This is a genomic window from Streptomyces sp. NPDC086023 (assembly GCF_044540325.1).
GTDB lineage: Bacteria > Actinomycetota > Actinomycetes > Streptomycetales > Streptomycetaceae > Streptomyces.
On the sequence record NZ_JBITRX010000003.1, the window covers coordinates 117,121 to 138,167 of the forward strand.

At 75.5% G+C, this 21,047-nt stretch carries 22 protein-coding genes; 20 read left to right on the plus strand and 2 right to left on the minus strand.

What is annotated here, in order from left to right; translation table 11 throughout:
- Positions 1–257 precede the first annotated feature (257 nt).
- The 3 genes from ACIF6F_RS07145 to ACIF6F_RS07155 are packed head-to-tail and all read left to right on the plus strand — an operon-like array spanning position 258 to position 3,390.
- Positions 258–1,415 carry a PLP-dependent cysteine synthase family protein gene (locus ACIF6F_RS07145; RefSeq protein WP_399942460.1) on the plus strand — a complete coding sequence of 386 codons (1,158 nt, stop codon included), beginning with the start codon at positions 258–260 and terminating at the stop codon, positions 1,413–1,415.
- Positions 1,412–2,737 (plus strand): MFS transporter, encoded by a 1,326-nt coding sequence (locus tag ACIF6F_RS07150; protein WP_399942463.1) that lies wholly within the window; start codon positions 1,412–1,414, stop codon positions 2,735–2,737. Before ACIF6F_RS07145 ends, ACIF6F_RS07150 begins: the two co-directional genes overlap by 4 nt.
- Positions 2,734–3,390 carry an RBBP9/YdeN family alpha/beta hydrolase gene (locus tag ACIF6F_RS07155; RefSeq protein ID WP_399942466.1) on the plus strand — a complete coding sequence of 219 codons (657 nt, stop codon included), beginning with the start codon at positions 2,734–2,736 and terminating at the stop codon, positions 3,388–3,390. The genes ACIF6F_RS07150 and ACIF6F_RS07155 overlap by 4 nt, the downstream gene beginning before the upstream one ends.
- A gap of 48 nt (positions 3,391–3,438) precedes the next feature.
- Here ACIF6F_RS07155 and ACIF6F_RS07160 read toward each other — a convergent pair whose 3' ends face one another.
- A complete protein-coding gene (locus ACIF6F_RS07160; protein ID WP_399942468.1) occupies positions 3,439–4,659 on the minus strand; it encodes a PucR family transcriptional regulator in 1,221 nt (406 codons plus the stop codon).
- 156 nt (positions 4,660–4,815) lie between these two features.
- Here ACIF6F_RS07160 and ACIF6F_RS07165 point away from each other — a divergent pair, with 156 nt between their 5' ends.
- Positions 4,816–5,370: a TetR/AcrR family transcriptional regulator gene (locus ACIF6F_RS07165; RefSeq protein ID WP_399942471.1), complete on the plus strand. Its 555-nt coding sequence runs from the start codon at positions 4,816–4,818 to the stop codon at positions 5,368–5,370.
- A 405-nt stretch (positions 5,371–5,775) separates the two neighbouring features.
- Entirely contained in the window at positions 5,776–6,027 is a 252-nt protein-coding gene (locus tag ACIF6F_RS07170) for a helix-turn-helix domain-containing protein (protein WP_399942474.1), read from the plus strand.
- Between the two features lie 140 nt (positions 6,028–6,167).
- On the opposite strand, the gene ACIF6F_RS07175 is transcribed toward ACIF6F_RS07170, so the two are convergent.
- Positions 6,168–8,915 carry a Helicase associated domain protein gene (locus ACIF6F_RS07175; RefSeq protein WP_399942476.1) on the minus strand — a complete coding sequence of 916 codons (2,748 nt, stop codon included), beginning with the start codon at positions 8,913–8,915 and terminating at the stop codon, positions 6,168–6,170.
- Positions 8,916–9,016: 101 nt separating this feature from the next.
- Between ACIF6F_RS07175 and ACIF6F_RS07180 the strand changes: the two genes are divergently transcribed.
- From ACIF6F_RS07180 to ACIF6F_RS07250, 15 genes are all read left to right on the plus strand, one after another.
- A complete protein-coding gene (locus tag ACIF6F_RS07180) occupies positions 9,017–9,577 on the plus strand; it encodes a dihydrofolate reductase family protein (protein ID WP_399942479.1) in 561 nt (186 codons plus the stop codon).
- Between the two features lie 118 nt (positions 9,578–9,695).
- Positions 9,696–10,190, plus strand: coding sequence for a DUF1772 domain-containing protein (locus ACIF6F_RS07185; protein WP_399942481.1), 495 nt, complete (start codon positions 9,696–9,698; stop codon positions 10,188–10,190).
- An 84-nt stretch (positions 10,191–10,274) separates the two neighbouring features.
- The gene (locus tag ACIF6F_RS07190; RefSeq protein WP_399942484.1) at positions 10,275–11,171 is read left to right on the plus strand and encodes a DMT family transporter; all 897 of its coding nucleotides are present in this window, start codon (positions 10,275–10,277) and stop codon (positions 11,169–11,171) included.
- Positions 11,172–11,215: 44 nt separating this feature from the next.
- Positions 11,216–11,563: a hypothetical protein gene (locus ACIF6F_RS07195; RefSeq protein ID WP_399942487.1), complete on the plus strand. Its 348-nt coding sequence runs from the start codon at positions 11,216–11,218 to the stop codon at positions 11,561–11,563.
- 103 nt (positions 11,564–11,666) lie between these two features.
- Positions 11,667–12,167 (plus strand): GNAT family N-acetyltransferase, encoded by a 501-nt coding sequence (locus ACIF6F_RS07200; protein ID WP_399942490.1) that lies wholly within the window; start codon positions 11,667–11,669, stop codon positions 12,165–12,167.
- Positions 12,168–12,848: 681 nt separating this feature from the next.
- The gene (locus tag ACIF6F_RS07205; RefSeq protein WP_399942493.1) at positions 12,849–13,694 is read left to right on the plus strand and encodes a DUF6153 family protein; all 846 of its coding nucleotides are present in this window, start codon (positions 12,849–12,851) and stop codon (positions 13,692–13,694) included.
- 127 nt (positions 13,695–13,821) lie between these two features.
- On the plus strand, positions 13,822–14,463 hold the full coding sequence (locus ACIF6F_RS07210; protein WP_399942494.1) for a DUF305 domain-containing protein: 642 nt from the start codon (positions 13,822–13,824) through the stop codon (positions 14,461–14,463).
- Positions 14,464–14,790: 327 nt separating this feature from the next.
- Entirely contained in the window at positions 14,791–15,357 is a 567-nt protein-coding gene (locus ACIF6F_RS07215; RefSeq protein WP_399942497.1) for a DJ-1/PfpI family protein, read from the plus strand.
- 69 nt (positions 15,358–15,426) lie between these two features.
- Positions 15,427–15,933: a GNAT family N-acetyltransferase gene (locus ACIF6F_RS07220; RefSeq protein ID WP_399942500.1), complete on the plus strand. Its 507-nt coding sequence runs from the start codon at positions 15,427–15,429 to the stop codon at positions 15,931–15,933.
- 163 nt (positions 15,934–16,096) lie between these two features.
- Complete coding sequence (locus ACIF6F_RS07225) at positions 16,097–16,483, plus strand: VOC family protein (RefSeq protein WP_399942503.1); 387 nt, start codon at positions 16,097–16,099, stop codon at positions 16,481–16,483.
- 67 nt (positions 16,484–16,550) lie between these two features.
- Positions 16,551–16,955 carry a hypothetical protein gene (locus ACIF6F_RS07230; protein ID WP_399942505.1) on the plus strand — a complete coding sequence of 135 codons (405 nt, stop codon included), beginning with the start codon at positions 16,551–16,553 and terminating at the stop codon, positions 16,953–16,955.
- 187 nt (positions 16,956–17,142) lie between these two features.
- Positions 17,143–18,576: a serine hydrolase domain-containing protein gene (locus ACIF6F_RS07235; protein ID WP_399942507.1), complete on the plus strand. Its 1,434-nt coding sequence runs from the start codon at positions 17,143–17,145 to the stop codon at positions 18,574–18,576.
- 106 nt (positions 18,577–18,682) lie between these two features.
- Positions 18,683–19,627 (plus strand): RNA polymerase sigma-70 factor, encoded by a 945-nt coding sequence (locus tag ACIF6F_RS07240; RefSeq protein ID WP_399942509.1) that lies wholly within the window; start codon positions 18,683–18,685, stop codon positions 19,625–19,627.
- 76 nt (positions 19,628–19,703) lie between these two features.
- Complete coding sequence (locus ACIF6F_RS07245) at positions 19,704–20,366, plus strand: dienelactone hydrolase family protein (protein WP_399942512.1); 663 nt, start codon at positions 19,704–19,706, stop codon at positions 20,364–20,366.
- A gap of 12 nt (positions 20,367–20,378) precedes the next feature.
- The gene (locus ACIF6F_RS07250) at positions 20,379–21,038 is read left to right on the plus strand and encodes a phosphoribosyltransferase (protein ID WP_399942514.1); all 660 of its coding nucleotides are present in this window, start codon (positions 20,379–20,381) and stop codon (positions 21,036–21,038) included.
- Positions 21,039–21,047 lie beyond the last annotated feature (9 nt).

Below are 21,047 nucleotides of genomic sequence, written 5' to 3' on the forward strand. Positions count from 1 at the left end.
CCCGGCAGGCCCGGCAGGCCCGGCAGGCCCGGCAGGCCCGGCAGGCCCGGCAGGCCCGGCAGGCCCGGCAGGCCCGGCAGGCCCGGCAGGCCCGGTTTGGCCGGCGACGGGACCGGCCGCGGGCGCGGCAGCACGCCGCACCCGTCCGGCCCCGCGCAGCCCGGCCCCCGGCCCCCGCCCCCGGCCCGCACCTGGGCCCGGCCCCTCCCTCAGAGCACAGCGCACGCGTATCCGCATACGAACCGAGAGCGAACACGATGCACTCTCTGACCCCGACCCACCTCAACGGCCACGGCCACACCCCCGTCACCGGCCTCGCGGGTCTCGTCGGCAACACGCCCGTCCTCCGCGTCTCCCGGCCCTTCAGCCCCGCCGACCGCGGCTTCTGGGCCAAACTCGAAGGCTTCAACCCCGGCGGCATCAAGGACCGCCCCGCCCTCCACATGGTCGAACGCGCCCGCGCCCGCGGCGACCTGCGCCCCGGTCGCACCGTCGTCGAGTCCACCAGCGGAACCCTCGGCCTCGGCCTGGCGCTCGCCGGACTCGTCCACGGCCACCCCGTCACCCTCGTCACCGACCCCGGCCTCGAACCCGCCATGGTCCGCCTGCTCACCGCACACGGCGCCACCATCGACACCGTCGCCGAACCCCACCCCGCCGGCGGCTGGCAGCAGGCCCGCCGCGACCGGGTCGCCGAACTCCTCGCGGCCACCCCCGGCTCCTGGTGCCCCGACCAGTACGGCAACCCCGACAACGCCGCCGCCTACGCCCCGCTCGCCCTCGAACTTGCCGCCCAGCTCGGCCACGTCGACGTCCTCGTGTGCAGCGTCGGCACCGGCGGCCACTCGGCCGGCATCTCCCGCGTACTCCGCCAGCTCCACCCGGGCCTCCGGCTGGTCGGCGTCGACACCATCGGCTCGACCATCTTCGGCCAGCCCGCCCGCCCCCGCCTGATGCGCGGCCTCGGCTCCAGCATCCACCCGCGCAACGTCGAGTACGGGCACTTCGACGAGGTCCACTGGGTCGCCCCGCCCGAAGCCGTCTGGGCCTGCCGGCGGCTGGCCTCCTCCCACTACGCCACCGGCGGCTGGAGCGTCGGCGCCGTCGCGCTGGTCGCCGGCTGGCTCGCCCGCACCCTGCCCCGTACCACCCGCATCGCGGCCGTCTTCCCCGACGGCCCGCAGCGCTACCTGGACACCGTGTACGACGACACGTACTGCGCCGCCCACGGGCTGCTCGGCACCACCCCCGCCGACGACCCCGACGAACTCGCCCGGCCCGACGAACGCGAGGCCACCCGCTGGACCCGGTGCGCCCGCGTCGTCGACCCCCTCACCCCCGGCACGGCCACCCCCGCCATGGCCACCCCGGCCCCGGCCACCGCCCCCGGCACGGCCACGGGAGCGGCCCGGTGAACAAGACACTCGCCCAGGTCCGCGCCTACCCGCCCAGTGTCCGCCTGCTCCTCGTCAACCAGCTCAGCATCAACCTCGGCTTCTACATGCTGATGCCGTACCTGGCCCAGCACCTCTCCACCGGCCTCGGCCTGGCCGGCTGGGTCGTCGGACTGGTCCTCGGCTTCCGCAACTTCACCCAGCAGGGCATGTACGTCGTCGGCGGCGCCCTCGCCGACCGCTTCGGCTACAAGCCCCTCATCGTCGCCGGCTGCCTGCTGCGCACCGCCGGCTTCGGGATGCTCGGCCTGGTCGACTCGGTGCCGGCGCTCATCGTCGCCACCGCCCTCACCGGCTTCGCCGGCGCGCTCTTCGCCCCCGCCGTGCGCGCCTACCTCGCCCTGGAGGCGGGGGAGGAGCGCCGGGTGGAGGCGTTCGCCCTGTTCAGCGTCTTCTACCAGGCGGGGATCCTGCTCGGCCCGCTCCTCGGCCTCGCCCTCACCGCCGTCAGCTTCCGCCTCACCTGCCTGACCGCGGCCGCCGTCTTCGCCCTGCTCAGCCTGGTGCAACTGCGGGCCCTGCCGCCCCGGTACGGCGACCGGCCCGGGCAGGAGCCGCGCCGCGGGACGCCGGCGGAGTGGCGGGCCATCCTGGCCAACTGGAAGTTCCTGCTCTTCGCCGCCGTGATGACCGGCTCGTACGTCATGACCTTCCAGGTCTACCTGGCCCTGCCGCTGGAGGCCCGCCGGGTGGGCGGCGACGGGCCCGCCGGCACGGTCGCCGTCAGCCTGCTGTTCGCCGTGTCCGGCCTCGCGACCGTCCTGTGCCAGCGCAAGGTCACCGCCTGGTGCAAGGCGCACCTCGACCCGGCCCGGGCCGTGGTGCGGGGCGTGCTGGTGATGAGCGGGGCGTTCCTGCCGATGCTCGCGGCCTCCGCGGTGCCCGTGCCGGAACCCGGTCCCTGGCGGTGGGTGCTGGCCGCGGTGCCCCCGACGCTCTCCGCGCTCCTGCTGGCGGCCGGTCAGATGATCGCGTTCCCCTTCGAGATGGACGCCGTCGTCCGGCTCTCCCGCGAACGGCTGGTGGCCACGCACTACGGCCTGTACAACACCATCTGCGGCATCGGGATCACGGCCGGCAACCTGCTCACGGGCGTCGCGCTGGACGCGGCCCGCGCGGCCGGCCTGGCCGCCCTGCCGTGGCTGGTGCTGGTCCTGACGGGGGTGTCCTGCGCACTGGCCCTGCGGCTGAAGGCCACTGGCGTGCTGGGGGGTGCGGAGGCGACAATCACCGGCGACGGCAGATCCCCGACGGCGCGGATCCTCCAGCGACGACGAGGATGAGGACGACGGACGTGGCCCACACCGCACACGGCACCCCCGAGGGCGGCCGTTCCCTCCTGCTGCTGCACGGCTGGCAGAACCGCCGGCCCGAAGGGCACTGGCAGCGCGTGCTGGCCGACGGGCTGACCGCCCGCGGCCACCAGGTCCGCCACCCCCAGCTGCCCGACCCCGACGAGCCGCGGCTGGACGCCTGGCTCGCCACCCTGGAAGGCGAACTTGCCGCCCTCGACGGCGCCGAGCGGACCGTGGTCTGCCACAGCCTGGGCGTGCTGCTGTGGCTGCACGCGGCGGCCCGGGGCGTGGTGTCCCGGCCGGTCGACCGGGTGCTGCTGGTGGCCCCGCCGTCCGCCTCGGTGCTGGCGGAGCACCCCGAGATCGCGGGCTTCGCCCCGCCGGAGCCGGTTCCGGGGCTGGCGGCCGCGGCGGCCCGGTCCACCCTGCTGGTCTGCGGAGACGTGGACCCGTACTGCCCGGAGGGCGCGGTGGCAGAGTACGCGGAGCCGCTCGGCATCCCGGCCGTCGTGCTGCCCGGAGCGGGGCACATCAGCATGACGGAGGGGTACGGGTCCTGGCCGGCGGTGCTGGCCTGGTGCCTGGACCCGTCCGCACCCCTCAGGGCCCGCCCGGGGGAGGCCGACGCGGGCGCGATGTGACAGGTGACGTGGGTGGGTGACGTGTGACATGTGACAGGGGGCCGGGCGTCAGGCCCGGTCCCCTCCCGTACCGCCCCCGCCTTCTGCCGCGCCCGGGCCGCCGCCCGCCCCGCGCAGGGTCACCGCCGCGTGGGCCAGGGCCAGTTCGACCACCTGCGCGGGGTCCGCCAGGGAACGGCCCGTCAGCGTCTCAAGCCTGCGCAGCCGGTTGGAGACCGTGTTGCGGTGGCAGAACAGCCGCCGCGCCGCCTCCGCGGCCGAGCCCCCGGCGGCCAGCCACGCGCCCAGCGTCGACAGCAGCACCCGCCCGTCCTCCGGCGCCAGTGCCAGCACCGGCCCCAGCACCACGGTCCGCAGCCGGTCGGCGAGTTCTCCCTGCGCGGCCACCAGCGCGGCGGGCAGCCGCTCGTCCAGCACCGCGGTCTCCGGCGCGCCCGTCCCCGCGGTGGTACGCAGTGCCAGCTCGGCCGGCCAGTGCGCCCGCGCGAGTTCCCCGGCCGAGCCGACCACGGGGCTCACCCCGGCCCGCACCCCGAGCGGCGCCAGCAACTCCTGCACGGCTGCCGGCCCGTACGCGCCCAGCACGACCAGTCCGACCTCCCGGTCGGCCCGCAGCCGCCACAGCACCCGCGGCCCGGCCGCCCCCGCCTCCGGCACCGGCCGCCCCGGGCCCGTGCCCTCCGTGGCCAGCACCACCACCGCGAACCGCCCGCGCTCCGGCAGCCCCAGTCCCGCCGCGGCCTCGGAGACAAGACCGGTGGCGGTGCCCGTGCCGTCGAGCAGGGCGTCCAGCAGCGCGTGGCGCCGCTCCTGGTCCCGCGCCGCCCGGTCGGCCTCGATCAGCCGGTACGAGGCGGTGACCGCGTCCGTCATCCGCTCCAGCACGTCCCACAGGATCGCCGCGGCCGGCAGCAGCCGCGGCAGCGCCGCCGGGTCGTGCGCGGCCACCGTCTCGGTGAGGGCACCCCACAGCATCCGGCCGCCCCGCCGGTAACTGTTCAGCAACGAGGCCAGCGGCAACCCCTGCCGGGCCCGGAGGGTGCCGGTGGCCGCCGCGTCGGACACCACCGGCGGCAGCCCGCGCGCCACCAGCTCCATGCCCTCCAGGGCCTGGCGGAGGTTGCGGTGGATCCGCTCGCACAGCTCCTCGTGGCCCAGCAGCGCGGCGTACGCGGGGTCCTCGGCGAGCAGCCGCGCGGCGAGCTCGTCGGCCGTCCTGGCCACCCGGCCCGCCAGTTCGCCGCGTATCTCCTCGATGATCCTTTCCATCCGCGCAGCGTGTCACGGCCGGCGGGGGAGCGGGAGGGGCGGGGCGGCGCCTCGGGACCGCATGGGCTACCGTGTCGGCTGATCACTGCACATGCAGTGCTACGGGCCGCCCGGCCCGGTACCGCCCCCGCTCTCCCGACCCCGCCGTGAGGAACCATGCGCCAGAACCCGGCCCGCCGCGCCGCGCTGCTCGACGGAGCGATCGAGGTCCTCGCCCGTGAGGGCTCCCGCGGCCTGACCCTGCGCGCCGTGGACGCCGAGGCGGGCGTACCGGTCGGCACCGCGTCGAACTACTTCGCCAACCGCGCCCAGCTGCTGGGCCAGGTGCTGGTCCGTACCCACGAACGGCTCCTTCCCGAGGAGGCCGACCTCCAGGGCCCGCTGGACACCGGGGTGCTGCTCCGTCAGCTCCTCGCCCGCATGCGGCGCGAGCGGAGCGTGCACATCGCGATGCTCGAACTGCGCCTGGAGGCCACCCGCCGCCCCGAACTCCGGACCGAGCTCACCCGGTTCCTCGGCGGCCAGCTCCAGGGCAACATCGGCTTCCACCTGGACGCCGGACTGCCCGGCGACCGGATCGGCGTCGTCCTGCTCTACCTGGCCATGCTCGGCCTGATCGTGGACGACCTCACCGCCCCGGACATCCTCGCCGAGTTCCCCTCGGAGCAGCTGATCGACACGATGGTGGCGCGGCTGCTCGCGGAGGACTGAGCCGGCGCCGCCCACGGCGCCCCGACCGCGCCGGCGGCCGGTCCCGCAGGCCGGGACCCGCCACGGGCACGGGGAGAGCGTGCCGAAAACATGTCCGATTCCGTGCAGGGCTTACGCGCCGGTCATGGTCAACACATCGTGAAGTTCTGGCCATGAATGGACACGGTGTGTATCGGTCGTGTATCAGACCGTCACTTTGGGCGACGGGGTTGGGGTTTCGGACGGTTCTGACGCGGCATGATCCCCGCCAAGACGGCTGGGCTTCCGGGGAATCGGGCGCCCGATGATCGTAGGGTCCTATCGACGGCGAGTCGGCCGCCATATGACCCGCCTCGACCGCACACAGACGCATGTGGCGCCCGGAGCACCCCGGGTCCGCTTCGCACACGAGCTGGGGGAGCACACATGGACACCGCCCACACGCCGAAGGAAGGCACCACCCTCATCGGTTCCGTCCAGCGCGCCCTGCGCCTCGTCGAGGCCATGCACGCGGAGGGGTCGGCCACCGCCAAACGCCTGTCCCGGATGACCGGCATCCCGCTCCCGACCACCTACCACCTGCTGCGCACCCTCACTCACGAGGGCTACGTGCACCGCGAGGACGGCGCCTTCCGCCTGGCGGACGACGTCCCCCTGCGGATGCGCATGGCTTCCTGATCCCCGCACGCATGGCCTCCCGACCGCCCACACGCACGGCCTCCTGACCTCCGGCACCCACGGGCTCCCGAGCCCTGGCGCGCACGGCCTCCAGGCCAACGGCGCGCACGGCATCCAGGGCCCCGGCCCCGCGGCCGGTGTCAGCCGCGGCGCACCGGCGTCCCGGCCGGCTCGCCGGCCCACCGCATGCCGAGCGCCTCCAGCTGGGCCACCCGCTCCGGCGTCAGCCGGGCCGCACGGCTCCGGGCGTTCGCCACCCACGCCCCCAGCCGGTACGGGACCCCCGCGACGGTCTCCACATGGCCCCGCGGGACGTTCAGGTGCCGCTCACGGTGGTGGAACTGCCGGGCGGCGGCGAGGTTCGCGGCCCACTTCAGGGCCTGCGGCGTCCGCTCGCGGGGCCGCTCCTCCGGGCGCAGGGGCCCGGTACCCAGTACGTGCTCCAGCATCCACCGCTGCGCCATCGACAGCCGCTCCCAGGCCAGCCGCTGCGACCACAGCCAGGCGCCCAGGTCCTCGCCCTGGACCACCAGCGCGCCCGGTTCCGCCGGGAGTCCACCGCCCGCCTCCACGTGCAGCCGGGCCAGCCGGAAGCACCGCTGCCACGCCACCGACCACGCCGGGCACCAGGCCGGGTCGATCTCCTCCAGCGCCTCGACGCGCTCCTCCGGCAGCGCCCCGGGAGACCCGGGCGCCCGGCGCGCCGCCGCCCGGTTGTTCTTCAGCCACACGCCGAGGGGGTGCCCCTGCCAGGTCGCATCGGCCGGCGCGAGGAGGTGTCCGTGCTCGGCCGCCCAGCCCCGCGCGGCCGACAGCCCCTCCTCGAAGGCCACGTCGAAGTGCGACCACACCATGCCCAGCGCGTCGAGGCGGGCGGCCCGTTCCGCCGACAGCGCCCCCTTCTTGCGGGCCCGCCGGGCGTCCGCGATCCACTGGCCCAGCGGGAACCCGGCCAGCGGGGCGGGCCACGCCGAAGCGTCGTACACCGAGGCCGCGTCGGCGCCCTCGGCCGCCGGGGACGCGCCGGCCGTCGAGGTCGCTCCGGCCACGCCGGCCGCGCCGCTTCCCTCCCCGGCCGCACCCGTGCTCGCCGCGCCGCCCGCCTCCGGTGCGACACCGGTCGCGCCCGTCGCCCCCGACCCTCCCAGAACCGCCAGCTCCCGAACTCCCCGCTCCCGAACCCGTCCCGGCACCCGGAAGCCGAACGGCACCCGCAGGTCGCCCGCCAGCCGCGCGTACCACCCGGCCGCCTCCATCCCGCGCGTCCAGTGCGAACCCTCCGGGCTCAGCACGCGCAGGCTGATGAACGCGGCCAGCGCCGCCGGATCCCGCGGGGTCGAGAACCTCAGCAGCTCCCGAGCCGGACCGCTCACCCCGCCGCGGCCACCCTGGCCGGCCCCGCGCCCGGTCGGCTGGTACGCCCCCGTCGCCTGGGGCTGCGCCAGGCCCTCCACCACCCGCGCGTCGTGGGCCCGCAGCGCCTCCAGCAGCCGCGCGAGGTCCCCGTACGCCTTCGAGGTCAGCATCGTGTCCGGGGTCTCGCCGGGGCCCAGCAGCACCGGCACCACCAGCGAGGCGACCTTGCCCTCGCCCGGCCGGATCCGCAGCGCGCGGCCCACCGCCTGGACCAGGTCCGGCATCGAACCGCGCAGGTCCGCCCAGAACACGGAGTCGCACGCCCGCGTGTCGACGCCCTCGCCGAGGACGCGCACGGAACTCAGGAAGGCGTGCTCCGCCCCCGAGAACTCGCGCAGCACCCGCTGCCGGTGCAGCGGCTTGTGCTCGCCGCACAGCCAGTCCGCCCACACCTCCCGCGGGTACGACGGCCCGGCGGCCGCCCCACGGCCGACCCCATCCCGCCCGCCGCGCCCCTTCCGGCCGCCGCGCCCCTTCCGGCCGGCGTGCGACGCCTCGCCGCCGCCCGCGGCGCGCAGCCGTCCCGCGACCCGGGGGAGCCCGGCCGCGAACGCCTCCGCCTCCTTGGTCAGGTGGTGGAAGACCAGCGTGCGGCTCAGTCCCTCCTCCGCAGCGGCCTTCACCGCCGCCGTCTGCAGCGCGGCGAGCCGCGCCCCGCGCACCGCGTCCGACCGCGCGTCCGCCCCCAGCAGCAACGCCGCCTGGAACGCCGGATCGGTGACGTCCACGCACACCACCTGGTACGGGGCCACGATCCCGCGGTCGATCGCCTCCGAGAGCGACAGCCGGTGGCACACCGCGCCGAACGGCCCCTCCGGGTCGTCGGCCATCGACGCGACCAACTCGCCCTGGCGCGCCGCCCCTTCTTGCGGGGCCTCCGCCCCGCCGCCCTCGTCCTCCCCGGCCTGCCACAGCCGCGGGGTCGCCGTCATGTACAGCCGCCGGGCGGCCGGGACGCGCGTGTTGTCGTGCACCACGGCCCAGGCCTTGCCGATCCGGCCCGACGTACGGTGCGCCTCGTCGACCACGACCAGGTCCCACGCCGGCAGCCCGGCCCGGTGGGCGCGCTCGATCGTGCCGAGCCCCAGCGACGCGTACGTGGCGAACACCGTGGCCTTCTCGTGCCTCACCGCCCAGGCGGCCAGCTCCTCGGCGGACGTGGTGTTCCCGAACCCCGCCTCCCGCTCGCGCAGCGACGACACGCCGAGCACCGGACCGCGCCGCCCCGCCTCGCGCCACGCCGCGGCCGTCTGCGTCAGCAGGTCGAGGGAGGGCACGAGCACCAGCGTGCGGCGCGCCCGGAGTTCCTCCGCGGCACGCGCGGCCACCAGGGTCTTGCCGGAACCGGTGGCCATCACCACCTGGGTGCGCAGCCCGCGCGCGGGCAGCCTGCCGCCCGGCTCGGGCTCCAGCGCCCGCAGCACCGCGTCGACGGCCTCCCGCTGGTGCGGCCGCAGGTCCTTCCTCGGCATCCGACCCCGCCTCCCTCGCCCGGACCTTCCCATTCTCACCCGGGCCCCACGGGTATCGTGTGCGGCCACGGCAGCGGCGGGGGGATTCCCGGGAGGCGCCCATGCGGAAGATCATCATGATGATGTCGGTCTCGCTCGACGGCTACTTCGAGGGCCCGAACCGGGAGATCGACTGGCACCGCGTCGACGAGGAGCTGCACGGCTACTTCAACCAACGGCTGCGCGGCATGGGCGGATTCCTCAGCGGACGCGTCACGTACGAGCTGATGGCCGACTTCTGGCCGGACGCAGACGCCGATCCGGACGCACCCGCATCGGTCGCGGAATTCGCCGGCATCTGGCGGGACATGCCCAAGACGGTGTACTCACGGACGCTGGAGCGGGCCGACTGGAACACCACGGTGAGGCGGGAGGTCGTGCCCGCCGAGGTCGAGGAGCTCAAGGCCCGGGCGGGCGGCGACCTGGTCCTCGGCGGAGCGGACGTGGCCGCCACCTTCTCCCGGCTCGGGCTGATCGACGCGTACGACATCTACGTCCACCCCGTGCTGATCGGCCGCGGCCGGTCGCCGTTCCCCGACACGGACACGCTCACCGCGCTGCGGCTGGCGGACACCCAGACCTTCGGCAACGGCGTGGTGCGCCTGTCGTACACCCGGGCCTGAGAGGTCGCGAGCAGCGCACGGGGTTCCCGGAGGGCCTTTCCCGGGGCGAGTGCCTCGCGTACGGATCCGAGCGTCTGAACCATTTCTTCCGCGCGCCCCGCCCGATGTCATGGACCCCATGGACAACAGGTTCTCGTTCTCGCTGGTACTCGCCTCGGCCCTGGCGTCGGGCGTCGTCGCCGGAGTCTTCTACGCCTTCTCCACCGGCGTGATGCGCGCCCTCGGCGCCCTGCCGCCGAACCAGGGGATCGCCGCGATGCAGTCGGTCAACGTCGCGGTCATCAACCCCTGGTTCCTCGGCGCCTTCATGGGCGCCGCCGGGCTCTCGGTCGCCTCCGGGATCTACGCCGTCACGCACTGGAAGGCCGCCGGCTCCGGCTGGCTCCTCGCGGGCGCGCTCGTCTACCTGATCGGCTCGTTCGTCTGGACCGTCGCCTTCCACATCCCGCGGAACGACGCCCTCGCCCTGCTCGACCCCGACGCCCCCGCCAGCGCGGCGGCCTGGCGGGACTACCTGAGCGTGTGGACCGCGGGCAACCACGTCCGCACCCTGGCCTCGCTGGCCTCCTCCGCGTTCTTCATCGTCGCGCTCACCTCCGGCCGCCGCGGATAGGCGGGGCGCCCGCGTGGTGCACGGTCACATGTCACCGCGGAGTGTCACATGTGACCGTCCCGGCCTTCCGTCTACCGTGACCGGGTGCTGCGTGGCGGAGACCGGGTGGCGCTCGCCGCGTTCGCCGGGTGCTGCCTGCTCGGCGGCGGGAACGCGGTCGGCGTGCGCTTCAGCAATCGTGAGCTCGACCCCCTCTGGGGCGCGGCGCTCCGTTTCGGTGCCGCCGCCCTGGTCCTCGTCGCCGCGATGGCGGTGATGCGGCTGGGGTTCCCGCGCGGGCGGGCCCTCGCGGGGGCGGCGCTGTTCGGCGCGCTGAACTTCGGGGTCACCTTCGCCCTCGCGTACTACGCCCTCGTCCACATCCACGCCGGCCTGGGCCAGACCATCCTCGCCCTGGTGCCGCTCGTGACGCTGCTGCTCGCCGTGGTGCAGCGGCAGGAGCGCTTCCGGGTGGCGGCGGGCGTCGGCACCGTCCTGGCCGCCGTCGGGGTGGCGGTGATCTCCCGGGCGCCGCTCCAGGCGTCCGTACCGCTGCTCTCCCTGCTCGCCGTCTTCGGGGCAGTGCTGTCGTTCGCCGAGGCGGCGGTGCTCGTCAACCGGGTGCCCCGGCTGCACCCGGTGACCATGAACGCCGTGGGCATGTCCGCGGGTGCGCTGCTGCTGTTCGCCGGCTCGCTGGCCGCGGACGAGAACTGGGTGCTGCCCGACCGGGCCGCGACCTGGTGGGCCATCGCCTACATGGTGCTGGCGGGCTCCGTGCTGACGTTCGTCTGCTACCTGGTCGTGATCGACCACTGGGGCCCGTCCCGGGCCGCGTACGTGTTCGTCGTCATCCCGCCCGTCACGATCCTGGCCTCCGCCTGGCTGGACGACGAGCCGCTCAGCGCGTCCCTCCTCCTCGGCACCCCGCTGATCCTCCTGGGCGTCTACCTGGGCGCCCTGCGCGGCCGGGAACGGGGGGACCGGACCGAGGAGGGTTGACCCGCCGACCGTTCCCCGGGCGGGCGTCGGTCGTTGACCCCGGTATGGACGTGCTGGCGGGACGGACCGGTGCCGGGACCGGGGAATGGGCCGGGGTGCTGGCCGAGGCGGCGTGCCACCTGCACGACGCGGTGGGTGCGACGGCGTGGGGAGGCGAAGCGGCCGAGGACGCGATCGAGGACGCGATCGAGGCCGTCGAGACCACCGCCCTCGCCCTGGGCTCCGCGCACCCCGACGCCGAGGCGGTGCTGGCCCCGCTCCACGCGGCGCTCGGCGAACTCCGCCGCCGCCTGGGCCTGCGTACGCCGGAACTCCTCTCCGGCACCGAAGCCCTCCCGGCCCCCCGCCGCAGCGTCGGCAACCCGCGCCGCTCCCGCCTCGGCGCCCGCTGAGCTCCCGGGCGGCGCGGGCGGGCGGTGCGGGCGGGTGCGCCCGTGCTGCCTCGCCCCCGGGTCGGCGTCGTGCCTGCCCGAAGGGTCGTGCGATGCTCACGCCATGACGGATCCGCGCGAGGTCTCCATCGTCCGCTGGCCGGACCAGGCCCGCTCCGGTCAGGACGGGCCGGCGCAGCTGCTGGCGGCCTACCACCTGCAGACGCAGGCGGAGAAGGGCGAGGCAGTCGCCGGCGTGGACGGCCTGCCGGACCGCTACCGGGCAGAGATCGCGGATCCGCAGACCGTGTTCGCCGACGACGTGGTGCTGCTGGCGCTGAGCGGCGACGCCACCGTGGGCTGCCTGGTCGTCACCGCCTCCGTCGACGGACGGGCCGAGGTCAAGAGGCTCTGGACGGACCCGGCCTTCCGGGGACGGGGCGTGGCGGCAGGCCTGGTCGGCGCCGCCCTGAGGCACGCAGCGGACAGCGGTGTCAGCGCGCTGCGGCTGTCGGTCTGGCAGTGGCGGACGGGCGCGATCGCCCTGTACGAACGGCTCGGCTTCGCCGTCACCGAGTCATGGGACGAGCGGGACCGGCTCCTCTGCATGGAACGCGCGGTCTGAGGCGCGCCAGCCATGCCTTGACGGCTGCACCGAGCTCGGCCGTCTCCTTCCCGGTCCGGCCCGGCCCGGCCCGACCTGGGTCTGACTGGCCTGGCCCGGCCCGGCCTCAGCCCCTGCCCTGCCTCGGCCCCTGCCCTGCCTCGGCCCCTGCCCTGCCTCGGCCCCTGCCCTGCCTCGGCCCCGGCCCCGGCCCCGGCCTCGGCCTCGGCCTCGGCCTCGGCCTCGGCCCCGGCCACGGCCCCGGCCACGGCCACGGCCACGGCCTCGGCCCAGTCCGGCCCGGGTCCGGCGAGTCAGGCCAGGTCTGGCCCGTCTCCTGCCCGGTCCGGCCCGCCCCCGGTTTGACTGGCCCTGCCCTGCCCTGCCCTGCCCTGCCATGCCCTGCCCGGCCTCGGCTACGGCCTCGGCCCGCTATGGCCCGGGTCCGGCCCAGTCCGGTCCCGGTCTCGGCGCCGCGCCACTGGGTCCGGTGGCACCCCATTGCGGTCGCCCGTGTGCCGTCCAGCCGCCGCCGGGTGCGGCCGCAGGGCCGGAGCGGGTGCGCTGTCCGGCATGACCCGCACGTCCTGCGGCGCGAGGTCCGCACGCCTGCGTCCGGACTCGGCGGCTGCCGGCCGGCGGAGGTGACGTACGGCGGTGCCGGTCGCGCGGGGCTTCGGGGGGCCGCCTACGATGGCCGACGTGATCATCGCGCCGAGCCGCCCGACCAGGACCCCCGTGGGGTTCGACGTCGTGCTGCTCGTGCTGGCGGTGCTCGCCGGGGTCTTCGCGATGCACGCCCTGCCGCAGGTGCCGGTCCGGGCGCACGCCCACCCCGCCACCGCCGCGGCCACCGCTCAGGCCCCCGTCGCCACCGGCGGCCACGGGACGGGCCGGACGTTCGGGGCGGTGGTCGCCTGCGGACACGGCGCCGACGGCATGCCCCCGGCGCCGGGCGGAGCTGCGGCCCGCGCCTCCGGTGGCGCTCCCGCGGGAGGGCACGCGGGCGCCGGCGATCACGCCGACGCAGTTGCGGCGGCGCCCCACGGGGAAGCCGACGACGCCGCCGCGGGTGTTCCGGGTTCCGCGGTCCGGGCCTCTGACCCGCCCGTCGTGCCCGCGGCCACCGACGCGGGTGCGGCAGGGCGTGCGGGGCCGGCCGTCGGCGCCGTATCCGCTGCCGCCGCGCACGGGGATTCCACGGACAGCGGCGGGGCCGTCCGGACTTCGGGGCCCGCAGGGCCTGCGACGCCGGGTGACCGGGCCGCGCAGGCCGCCGCCGTGCCGGACGGGCAGCGGGCCGACACGACGCAGAAGGGCGAGGCCTGTGCCCGGGCCGGGCACGGGCACGGCGGGGGCCACCTGACGCACGCCGACGCCACCTGCGCGGCCGCCGGGACCAGCCACGGCCCCGCGCTGCCGGCACTCGTGCCCGTACGCCTCGCGCCCACCGGCGCCGGACCCGGCGGGCCCCTCGACGGGGCGTGCGCCGACCGCGGCGGACGGGCCCCGCCCTCACTCAGCGAACTACAGCTCCTGCGCATATAGGCGTCCCCACGGCGCGCCCGGCACCCCGACCCTGCCGCCGGCGCCCGCTCCGACGTCCGTCACCCATGCGCGAGGCCGGCCCCGGCACGCCCGGGCCCCCGCGCAAACGCACAGGAGCCGTACCACCATGACCAGCAACCGTTCCGCCGTCCGCCGCACCGCCCTGGCCGCCGCCACCGCCGCGGCCGCCCTGCTCCTCTCCGCCTGCGGCGGCGACGGCTCCACCGCCGGGGGCCACACGGGCCACGGCAGCACCACCCCTGCCGCCTCGGCCCCGGCTGCTTCGGCGGCCGCCGGGCAGCACAACGACGCCGACGCCGTCTTCGCCGCCGGCATGATCCCGCACCACCGCCAGGCCGTCGTGATGGCGGAACTCGCCGAGACGCGCGCCGCCTCCCCGGAGGTCAAGACCCTCGCCGGCGAGATCAAGAAGGCCCAGGACCCGGAGATCGCCACCATGACCGGCTGGCTGCAGGCCTGGGGCGAGCCGGTGCCGCAGGAGGGCGCTGCCATGGAGCACGCCGGCCACGGCATGGCCGGGATGATGACTCCTGAGGAGATGGCGAACCTGGAGAAGTCCTCCGGCGCCGCCTTCGACAAGGCCTTCCTGGAGCTGATGGTCAAGCACCACGAGGGCGCGGTCGAGATGGCCGAGACGGAGAAGGCCGAGGGCACGTACCCCGAGGCGAAGAAGCTCGCCGACGCCGTCATCACGACCCAGTCCGCCGAGATCGCCCGCATGAAGAAGCTGCTCGCCCCCTCCTCCTGACCCACCCCGCCCGGCACGCCCCCAGTGCGTGCCGGGCCTGACAGGCGGAAGCCCCGCCCGGAAGGCGCGCTGCCACGGCACGGTCGGCGATCCTGTCCGCGAGCGCCCGCGGGCTCACCCCGGGCGATCCCGGTCCGTCATGCCGACCGTCGTCCCACGGCTCGCCCGACGAGCGGGGGGAGGGGGAGGGCCACGGCGCGCTCGGCCGCCGGGTGCGCTCCCGTCCGCATCCGTGCGCCGGGTCCGGGCGGAGGCCCTCTTGGCAAAGGTTGCGGGTGGGGGCACCGTGGGGGCGGTCCATCGTCGCCCCAGCAGCGGGAGCAGCCCATGGCAGCGAAGATCCTCATCGTGACCGGCGACGCGGCGGAGTCGCTCGAGGTCCTCTACCCCTACCAGCGGCTGCTGGAGGAGGGGTACGAGGTCCACATCGCGGCGCCGTCGCGCAAGAAGCTCCGCTTCGTCGTGCACGACTTCGAGGACGGCTTCGACACCTACACCGAGAAGCCCGGCTACACCTGGCCCGCCGACCTGGCCTTCGCCGAGGTCGACCCGGCGCAGTACGTGGCGCTCGTGCTGCCCGGCGGCCGAGCCCCCGAGTACCTGCGCAACGACGCCGAGGTCCGGCGGATCGTGTCCGCGTTCGCGACGGCCGACAAGCCCGTGGCCCAGATCTGCCACGGCCCGCTGATCAGCGCCGCGAGCGGCGCCCTCGACGGGCGTCGGGTCACCTCGTACCCCGCGCTGGAGCTGGACATGAGCGCGGCGGGCGCCGTCTTCGAGGACGGGGCGGCGATCGTCGACGGCACCCTCGTCTCCTCCCGCGCCTGGCCCGACCATCCCGTCTGGATGCGCGAGTTCCTCACCGTGCTGCGCAGCAAGGCGCCCCTCGCCTGACTCCCCGGCGGGCGGTCGCGGGGGCGGAAATCCTTCGCGGCCGCCCCGTCGGCCCGGGACAATCGGGCCATGAGCATCCGAGAGGCCCGGACCGGCGAACTGCCCCTGCTCCAGGACATCGAGAGGGCGGCGGGACGGTGCTTCCGCGACGTCGGCATGCCCGAGATCGCGGACGACGAGCCGCTGCCGCTCACTGAACTCGCCCGGTACCGGCGGGCCGGACTGGCCTGGGTGGCCGTCGACGGGGCCGGCGTTCCCGTGGCGTACCTGATCGCCGACCGCCTCGACGGCAACCTGCACGTCGAGCAGGTGTCGGTGCACCCCGACAGCGCACGCCGCGGCATCGGGAGGTCTCTGCTGGACCACCTGGCCGGCCGGGCGGCCGCGGACGGCGTGCCCGCCCTGACCCTCACGACCTTCGCCGACGTGCCGTGGAACGCCCCCTACTACGCCCGCTGCGGCTTCCGGCCGGTGGACGACGCCGCGCTCGGCCCCGGGCAGCGGGACGTCCTGGCCCGGGAGGCGGAGCACGGGCTGGACAGGTGGCCGCGCGTCTTCATGCAGCGCGACGTGTGACACGGCACGGGCGCCGAGCCGGCCGGTGCCTCCGCAGGGGGCGCAAAAGCGCTCGACCCCGCCCGGGCGAGCGCCTAGGGTCGAGGGACGGCATCGCGTGTCGGTCACCGGCCGGGTGAGGCATGGAGGTGCCCGTGAGAATGCCCTACGGAGCACTCCACACATGTCAGTCGAGCTGAACCACACCATCGTCCACGCGCTGGACAACCGCCTGTCCGCCGAGTTCCTCGCCCACGTCCTCGGACTCGAAGTCGGCACCGCCTGGGGCCCGTTCGTACCCGTCGACACGGCGAACGGCGTCACCCTGGAATTCGCCTCCGTCCCCGCCGAGTCGATCGTCCCGCAGCACTACGCCTTCCTCGTCTCCGACGGCGAGTTCGACGCGGCCTTCGCCCGCATCCGCGAGCGGGAGATCACGTACTACGCCGACCCCTTCCTGAAGCAGCCCGGCGAGATCAACCACCACCACGGCGGCCGCGGCCTGTACTTCAGGGACCCCGCCGGCCACGGGATGGAGATCATCACCCGCCCGTACGGCTTCGAGGGGTAGCGGGCAGGCGGGGAGGGCGGCGCCCGCCGTACCGGCGGACGCCGCCGTCCCCGCTTACGCTGGAGACATGGGCAGGACCGCGCGTACGCGCTTCCACCTGGACCGGGACGGGCACTCGGTCAGCGTCGTGCTGGAGCGCGCGGGAGGGGACGTCGAGGTGCTGGTCGACGGGAAGGTCGTACGGCAGGGACGGGCGCCCGCGCAGGGGGTGACCGTGCTGCGGGCCGAGCTGCCCGGGCAGCCGCCCAGGCCGATCGCCGTGACCCTCGGCAACCTGGGCGGTGACTTCCTGTGCGAGCTGGACGTCGGGGGCGAGCGCCTCCCGATGCCGCGCGTGCCCCTCGTGGCCCCGGGTGGTGCCCGGCCGACGGGCCGCCCGCACCCGCTGCGCCTGCTGCGGCGCTCCTACCGCAGGGTCCTGCGCCGCGTGGTCGCCCACCGGAGCCACCACCGTCCCCGCCCGGCGGCCTAGGCTGCCGGCCGGACGGCCGGACGGTCGGCAGGGCCGGCTCCTTCGGATCGGGCCGGGTCTGCCGGATCGTGCTCCGCCGGCCACCGCCGGGAGGTGCCGCCGGACGCCCCCTTCCCATCTGCCCGTCCGCTCCGTACATTGCGCGCGCCGCCGTGCACGGGGCGCGGGGGTGACCACAGGGGGACGCGTGAGGACCACGGGGACGGTACGGGGGAGCGGCCCGCGGCGGCTGCTGGCGGGTGGAACCGCCGCGCTGGTGCTGGCACTGGGGCTGCCCGGCACGGCGGCGGTGGCACAGACGGAGGCCGGAACGGGCACGGTGACCGATACGGCCACCGGCACAGCGGCCGCCCACGAGGCGCTGCTTGCGGCCATGCGGGCGGAGGCCGGCACGGCCGCAGGCGGGGACGGCATCCCGGGGATCATCGCCCGCGTGCACCGCGACGGCACGGACTGGACCGGCACGGCCCGCAGCGACGCCGGGGCGCCGGACCGGGATCCGGACCGGCCCTACCGGGCCGGGTCCATCACCAAGCTCTTCGTCGCCACCACCACGCTCCAGCTGGTCGGCGAGGGCCGGCTGCGGCTGACCGACGACGTGTTCGGGCTGCTCGGGCCGGTGCTGAAGACCAACGCCACGCAGGGGTGCAACCCCGCCACCTGGACCTGCTTCGACCCGCCCGGCCCCGGGAAGCCGCCCATCACCGTCAAGGATCTGCTGTCCCACTCCAGCGGCGTCTTCAACTACCTGGGCGACCTGTCCTTCCTGGCCACTGCCGGCGCGAGCTTCCCCGCCCTGCCCGACTACTCGGCGCAGCGGCTCCTCGACGAAGGCGCCAACCATGGGCCGCAGTTCGCGCCGGGCACGAGCATGGCGTACGGCAACACCAACTTCGTCCTGCTCGGGATGATCATCGAGAAGGTGACCGGACGGCCCTGGGCCGAGGAGGTCGACCGGCGCGTCATCCGGCCCCTCGGCCTCGCCCACACCGTGCTCCCCGGCTCGGACCCGGTGCTGCCCGGACCGCACGACGCGTTCTACACCAACTACCTGCGGCCCCGCGGCGTGTTCGGGCACCTCTCGCGGCCGGCCGCCGACTGGAACCCCTCGATCGGCGGGGCCGCCGGCGCCATCGTCTCCACCACCGGGGACCTGATCATCTTCATCAGGGCCCTCCTCGGCGGCCGCCTGCTGCCCGCCGAGCAGCTCACCGCCATGCGCACGCAGCTCAACCCGAACCGCGTCGGCACCCCGGGTCCCGGTCTGCCCGGCATCCCGTGCGACCCCGCACTCGCGTGGCCGGAGTGCATCGTCAACCCGGCCATCAGCACGGTCAGTTCCGGCGACGCGGCCACGCCCGGTCACTGGTACGCCGCCCGGCCCTGGAAGTCCGCACAGGCCGACGTGGGCCTCGGTCTCACGCGCCGCACCCTCACCTGCGCCGACGACAGCACCGTGGTGCTGTACGGGCACAACGGCGCGGCGTTCGGCTCCTTCAGCTACCTGTACGCCACCCAGGACGGCTCGCACGCCATCGCGCTGAACTACAACGGCGACTGGCCCCTGTGGGAGCTGTACAGCCTCAACGGCATCCTGGCGGCCGAGTTCTGCCCCCGCTAGTCCCGCCCCGGCGCCGGCCGCCTCCCGGCTCCGGACCACCGGCCCCACACCCCGGGCCCCGCCCTGGGCCCTTGCGGGCGGGGGGTGGGGCTGAGAGGGTGCTGTGGTGATCGACTCTCCTGCCGAAGCCGATGTCCTGGGTCCGTTCTCGGAGCACCGGCGGCTGCTCTTCGCCACCGCCTACCGGATGCTCGGCAGTGTCGCCGACGCCGAGGACGTCCTCCAGGACGCCTGGCTGAAGTGGGCCCAGGACGACCGGAGTTCCGTCGAGAACCCGAAGGCCTACCTGGTCCGCACGGTCACCAACCTCTCCCTCAACCGGCTCACCTCCGCCCGCGCCAAGCGGGAGGCCTACGTCGGCCCCTGGCTGCCGGAGCCGATGCTCACGCAGCCCGACGTGGCGGAGGAGGCGGAGCGGGCCGACTCGGTGTCCACCGCGATGCTGGTGGTGCTGGAGAGCCTGAGCCCGCTCGAGCGTGCCGTGTTCGTCCTCAGGGAGGTCTTCGGGTACGCGTACGCGGAGATCGCCACGGTGCTCGACCGCACCGAGGCCACCGTCCGCCAGACCGCCCACCGCGCCCGGTCACATGTCCAGGCCCGCCTCCACCGCTTCGACACGGACACCCAGCGCCGCCACGAGATCACCGAGCGCTTCCTGGCCGCCTGCGCGGGCGGCGACCTGAAGGCCGTGATGGAGCTGATGGCCCCCGACGTGACCGCCTGGTCCGACGGCGGCGGCATCGTCCGGGCGGCCCTGCGGCCCCTGCACGGACCGGACAAGGTGGCGCGCTGGATCCTCGGCGTGCTGGCCAAGCCGGAGAACGCGGGCGTCGTCGCCCGGCACGAGCTGGTCAACGGCGAGGAGGGGCTGGTCTTCTCGTCCGGCGACCACGTCCTGGGGGTGCTCACCTACGACGTGCTCGACGGCGTGATGCTGAACGTGCGCCTGCAGGCCAACCCCGAGAAGCTGCGCCACTTCAACCCTGCGGCCGAGGCGGCCGGGCCGGACACGGACCCGGCCGCCGGGCCGGCAGGCGGTGACGCCCCGTAACAGGGCGAGTCGTCGCCACCCGCCCGTTTCGGGCGACTCGGGCCGGGTAGGCGCGGGGCGTTCCGAGGAGAGCGTGGTGGCCGCGCATCGCATCGAACAGATCGAGGTCCCCGTGGACGGCTCCGCCGTCGACGGCGACCTCGCTCTGCCGTCCGGGGCCCGGCAGGTGGTCGTGTTCGCGCACGGCAGCGGCAGCTCCCGCCACAGCGTCCGCAACCAGGCCGTGGCCCGGGACCTGCGCGAGGGCCCCCTGGGCACCCTGCTGCTCGACCTGCTCACCCCGCGTGAGGAGGCCGTGGACACGCTGACGGGTGAGCACCGCTTCGACATCCCGCTGCTCGGCTCCCGCCTGGTCGCGGCCGTGGACTGGCTGGGGGGCCGCGCGGACACTGCCGGGCTGCCGGTCGGCCTGTTCGGCGCCAGTACGGGCGCCGCAGCGGCCCTGGTCGCCGCGGCGGACCGGCCGGACCGGGTGCGCTGCGTGGTGTCACGGGGCGGACGCCCGGACCTCGCCAGGGCCGCACTGGGCCGCGTACGGGCGCCCGTCCTGCTGATCGTCGGAGGGCGGGACACCGAGGTGCTGCGGCTCAACCGGGAGGCCGCCGAGCGGCTCACCGCCCCGTGCGAGCTGACCGTCGTACCCGGCGCCACGCACCTCTTCCCGGAACCGGGGGCACTGGAACAGGTCGCCGAGGCCGCCCGCGCGTGGTTCCTGCGCGCGCTGGGCGGCCCGCCGTGAGGAGGAACGACGATGGCCACGCGCTTCACCAACCGACAGCAGGCCGGCCGGCAGCTGGCCGAGAGGGTCGCGGCCGTCGCGGCGGAGCAGCGCTGGAAGCGGCCCCTGGTCCTCGCCCTGCCGCGCGGCGGGGTCCCCGTGGGAGCCGAGGTGGCGGAGGCCCTGCACGCGCCCCTCGACGTCCTGGTGGCCCGCAAGATCGGCGCCCCCGGCCACTCCGAACTCGGTATCGGGGCGATCGTCGACGACGACCCGCCCCTCTTCGACCCGCGCTCCCTGGAGTACCTCGGCCTCACCGAGGACGAGCTGGCCTTCGACGTCGCCCGCGAGCGCATCGAGCTGCGCCGGCGCGAGGCCCTGTACCGCGGCATCCGCGTCCCGCCGGAGGTGCGCGGCCGTACGGTGGTGCTGGTCGACGACGGGCTGGCCACCGGGGTCACCGCCCGGGCCGCGCTGCGGCACCTCCGGGGCCGCGACCCCGCACGGCTCGTGCTCGCCGTACCGGTCGCCGCGCCCGAGGCCCTGGTGGCCCTCTCCGCGGAGACGGACGAGGTGATCTGCCTGAGCCGGCCGCAGCCCTTCCACGCCGTCGGCCTCTGGTACGAGGACTTCGAGCAGACCACCGACCGCGAGGTGACCGCCCTGCTGGGCCGCCAGCCGGTGACCCACTGAAACCCGGAG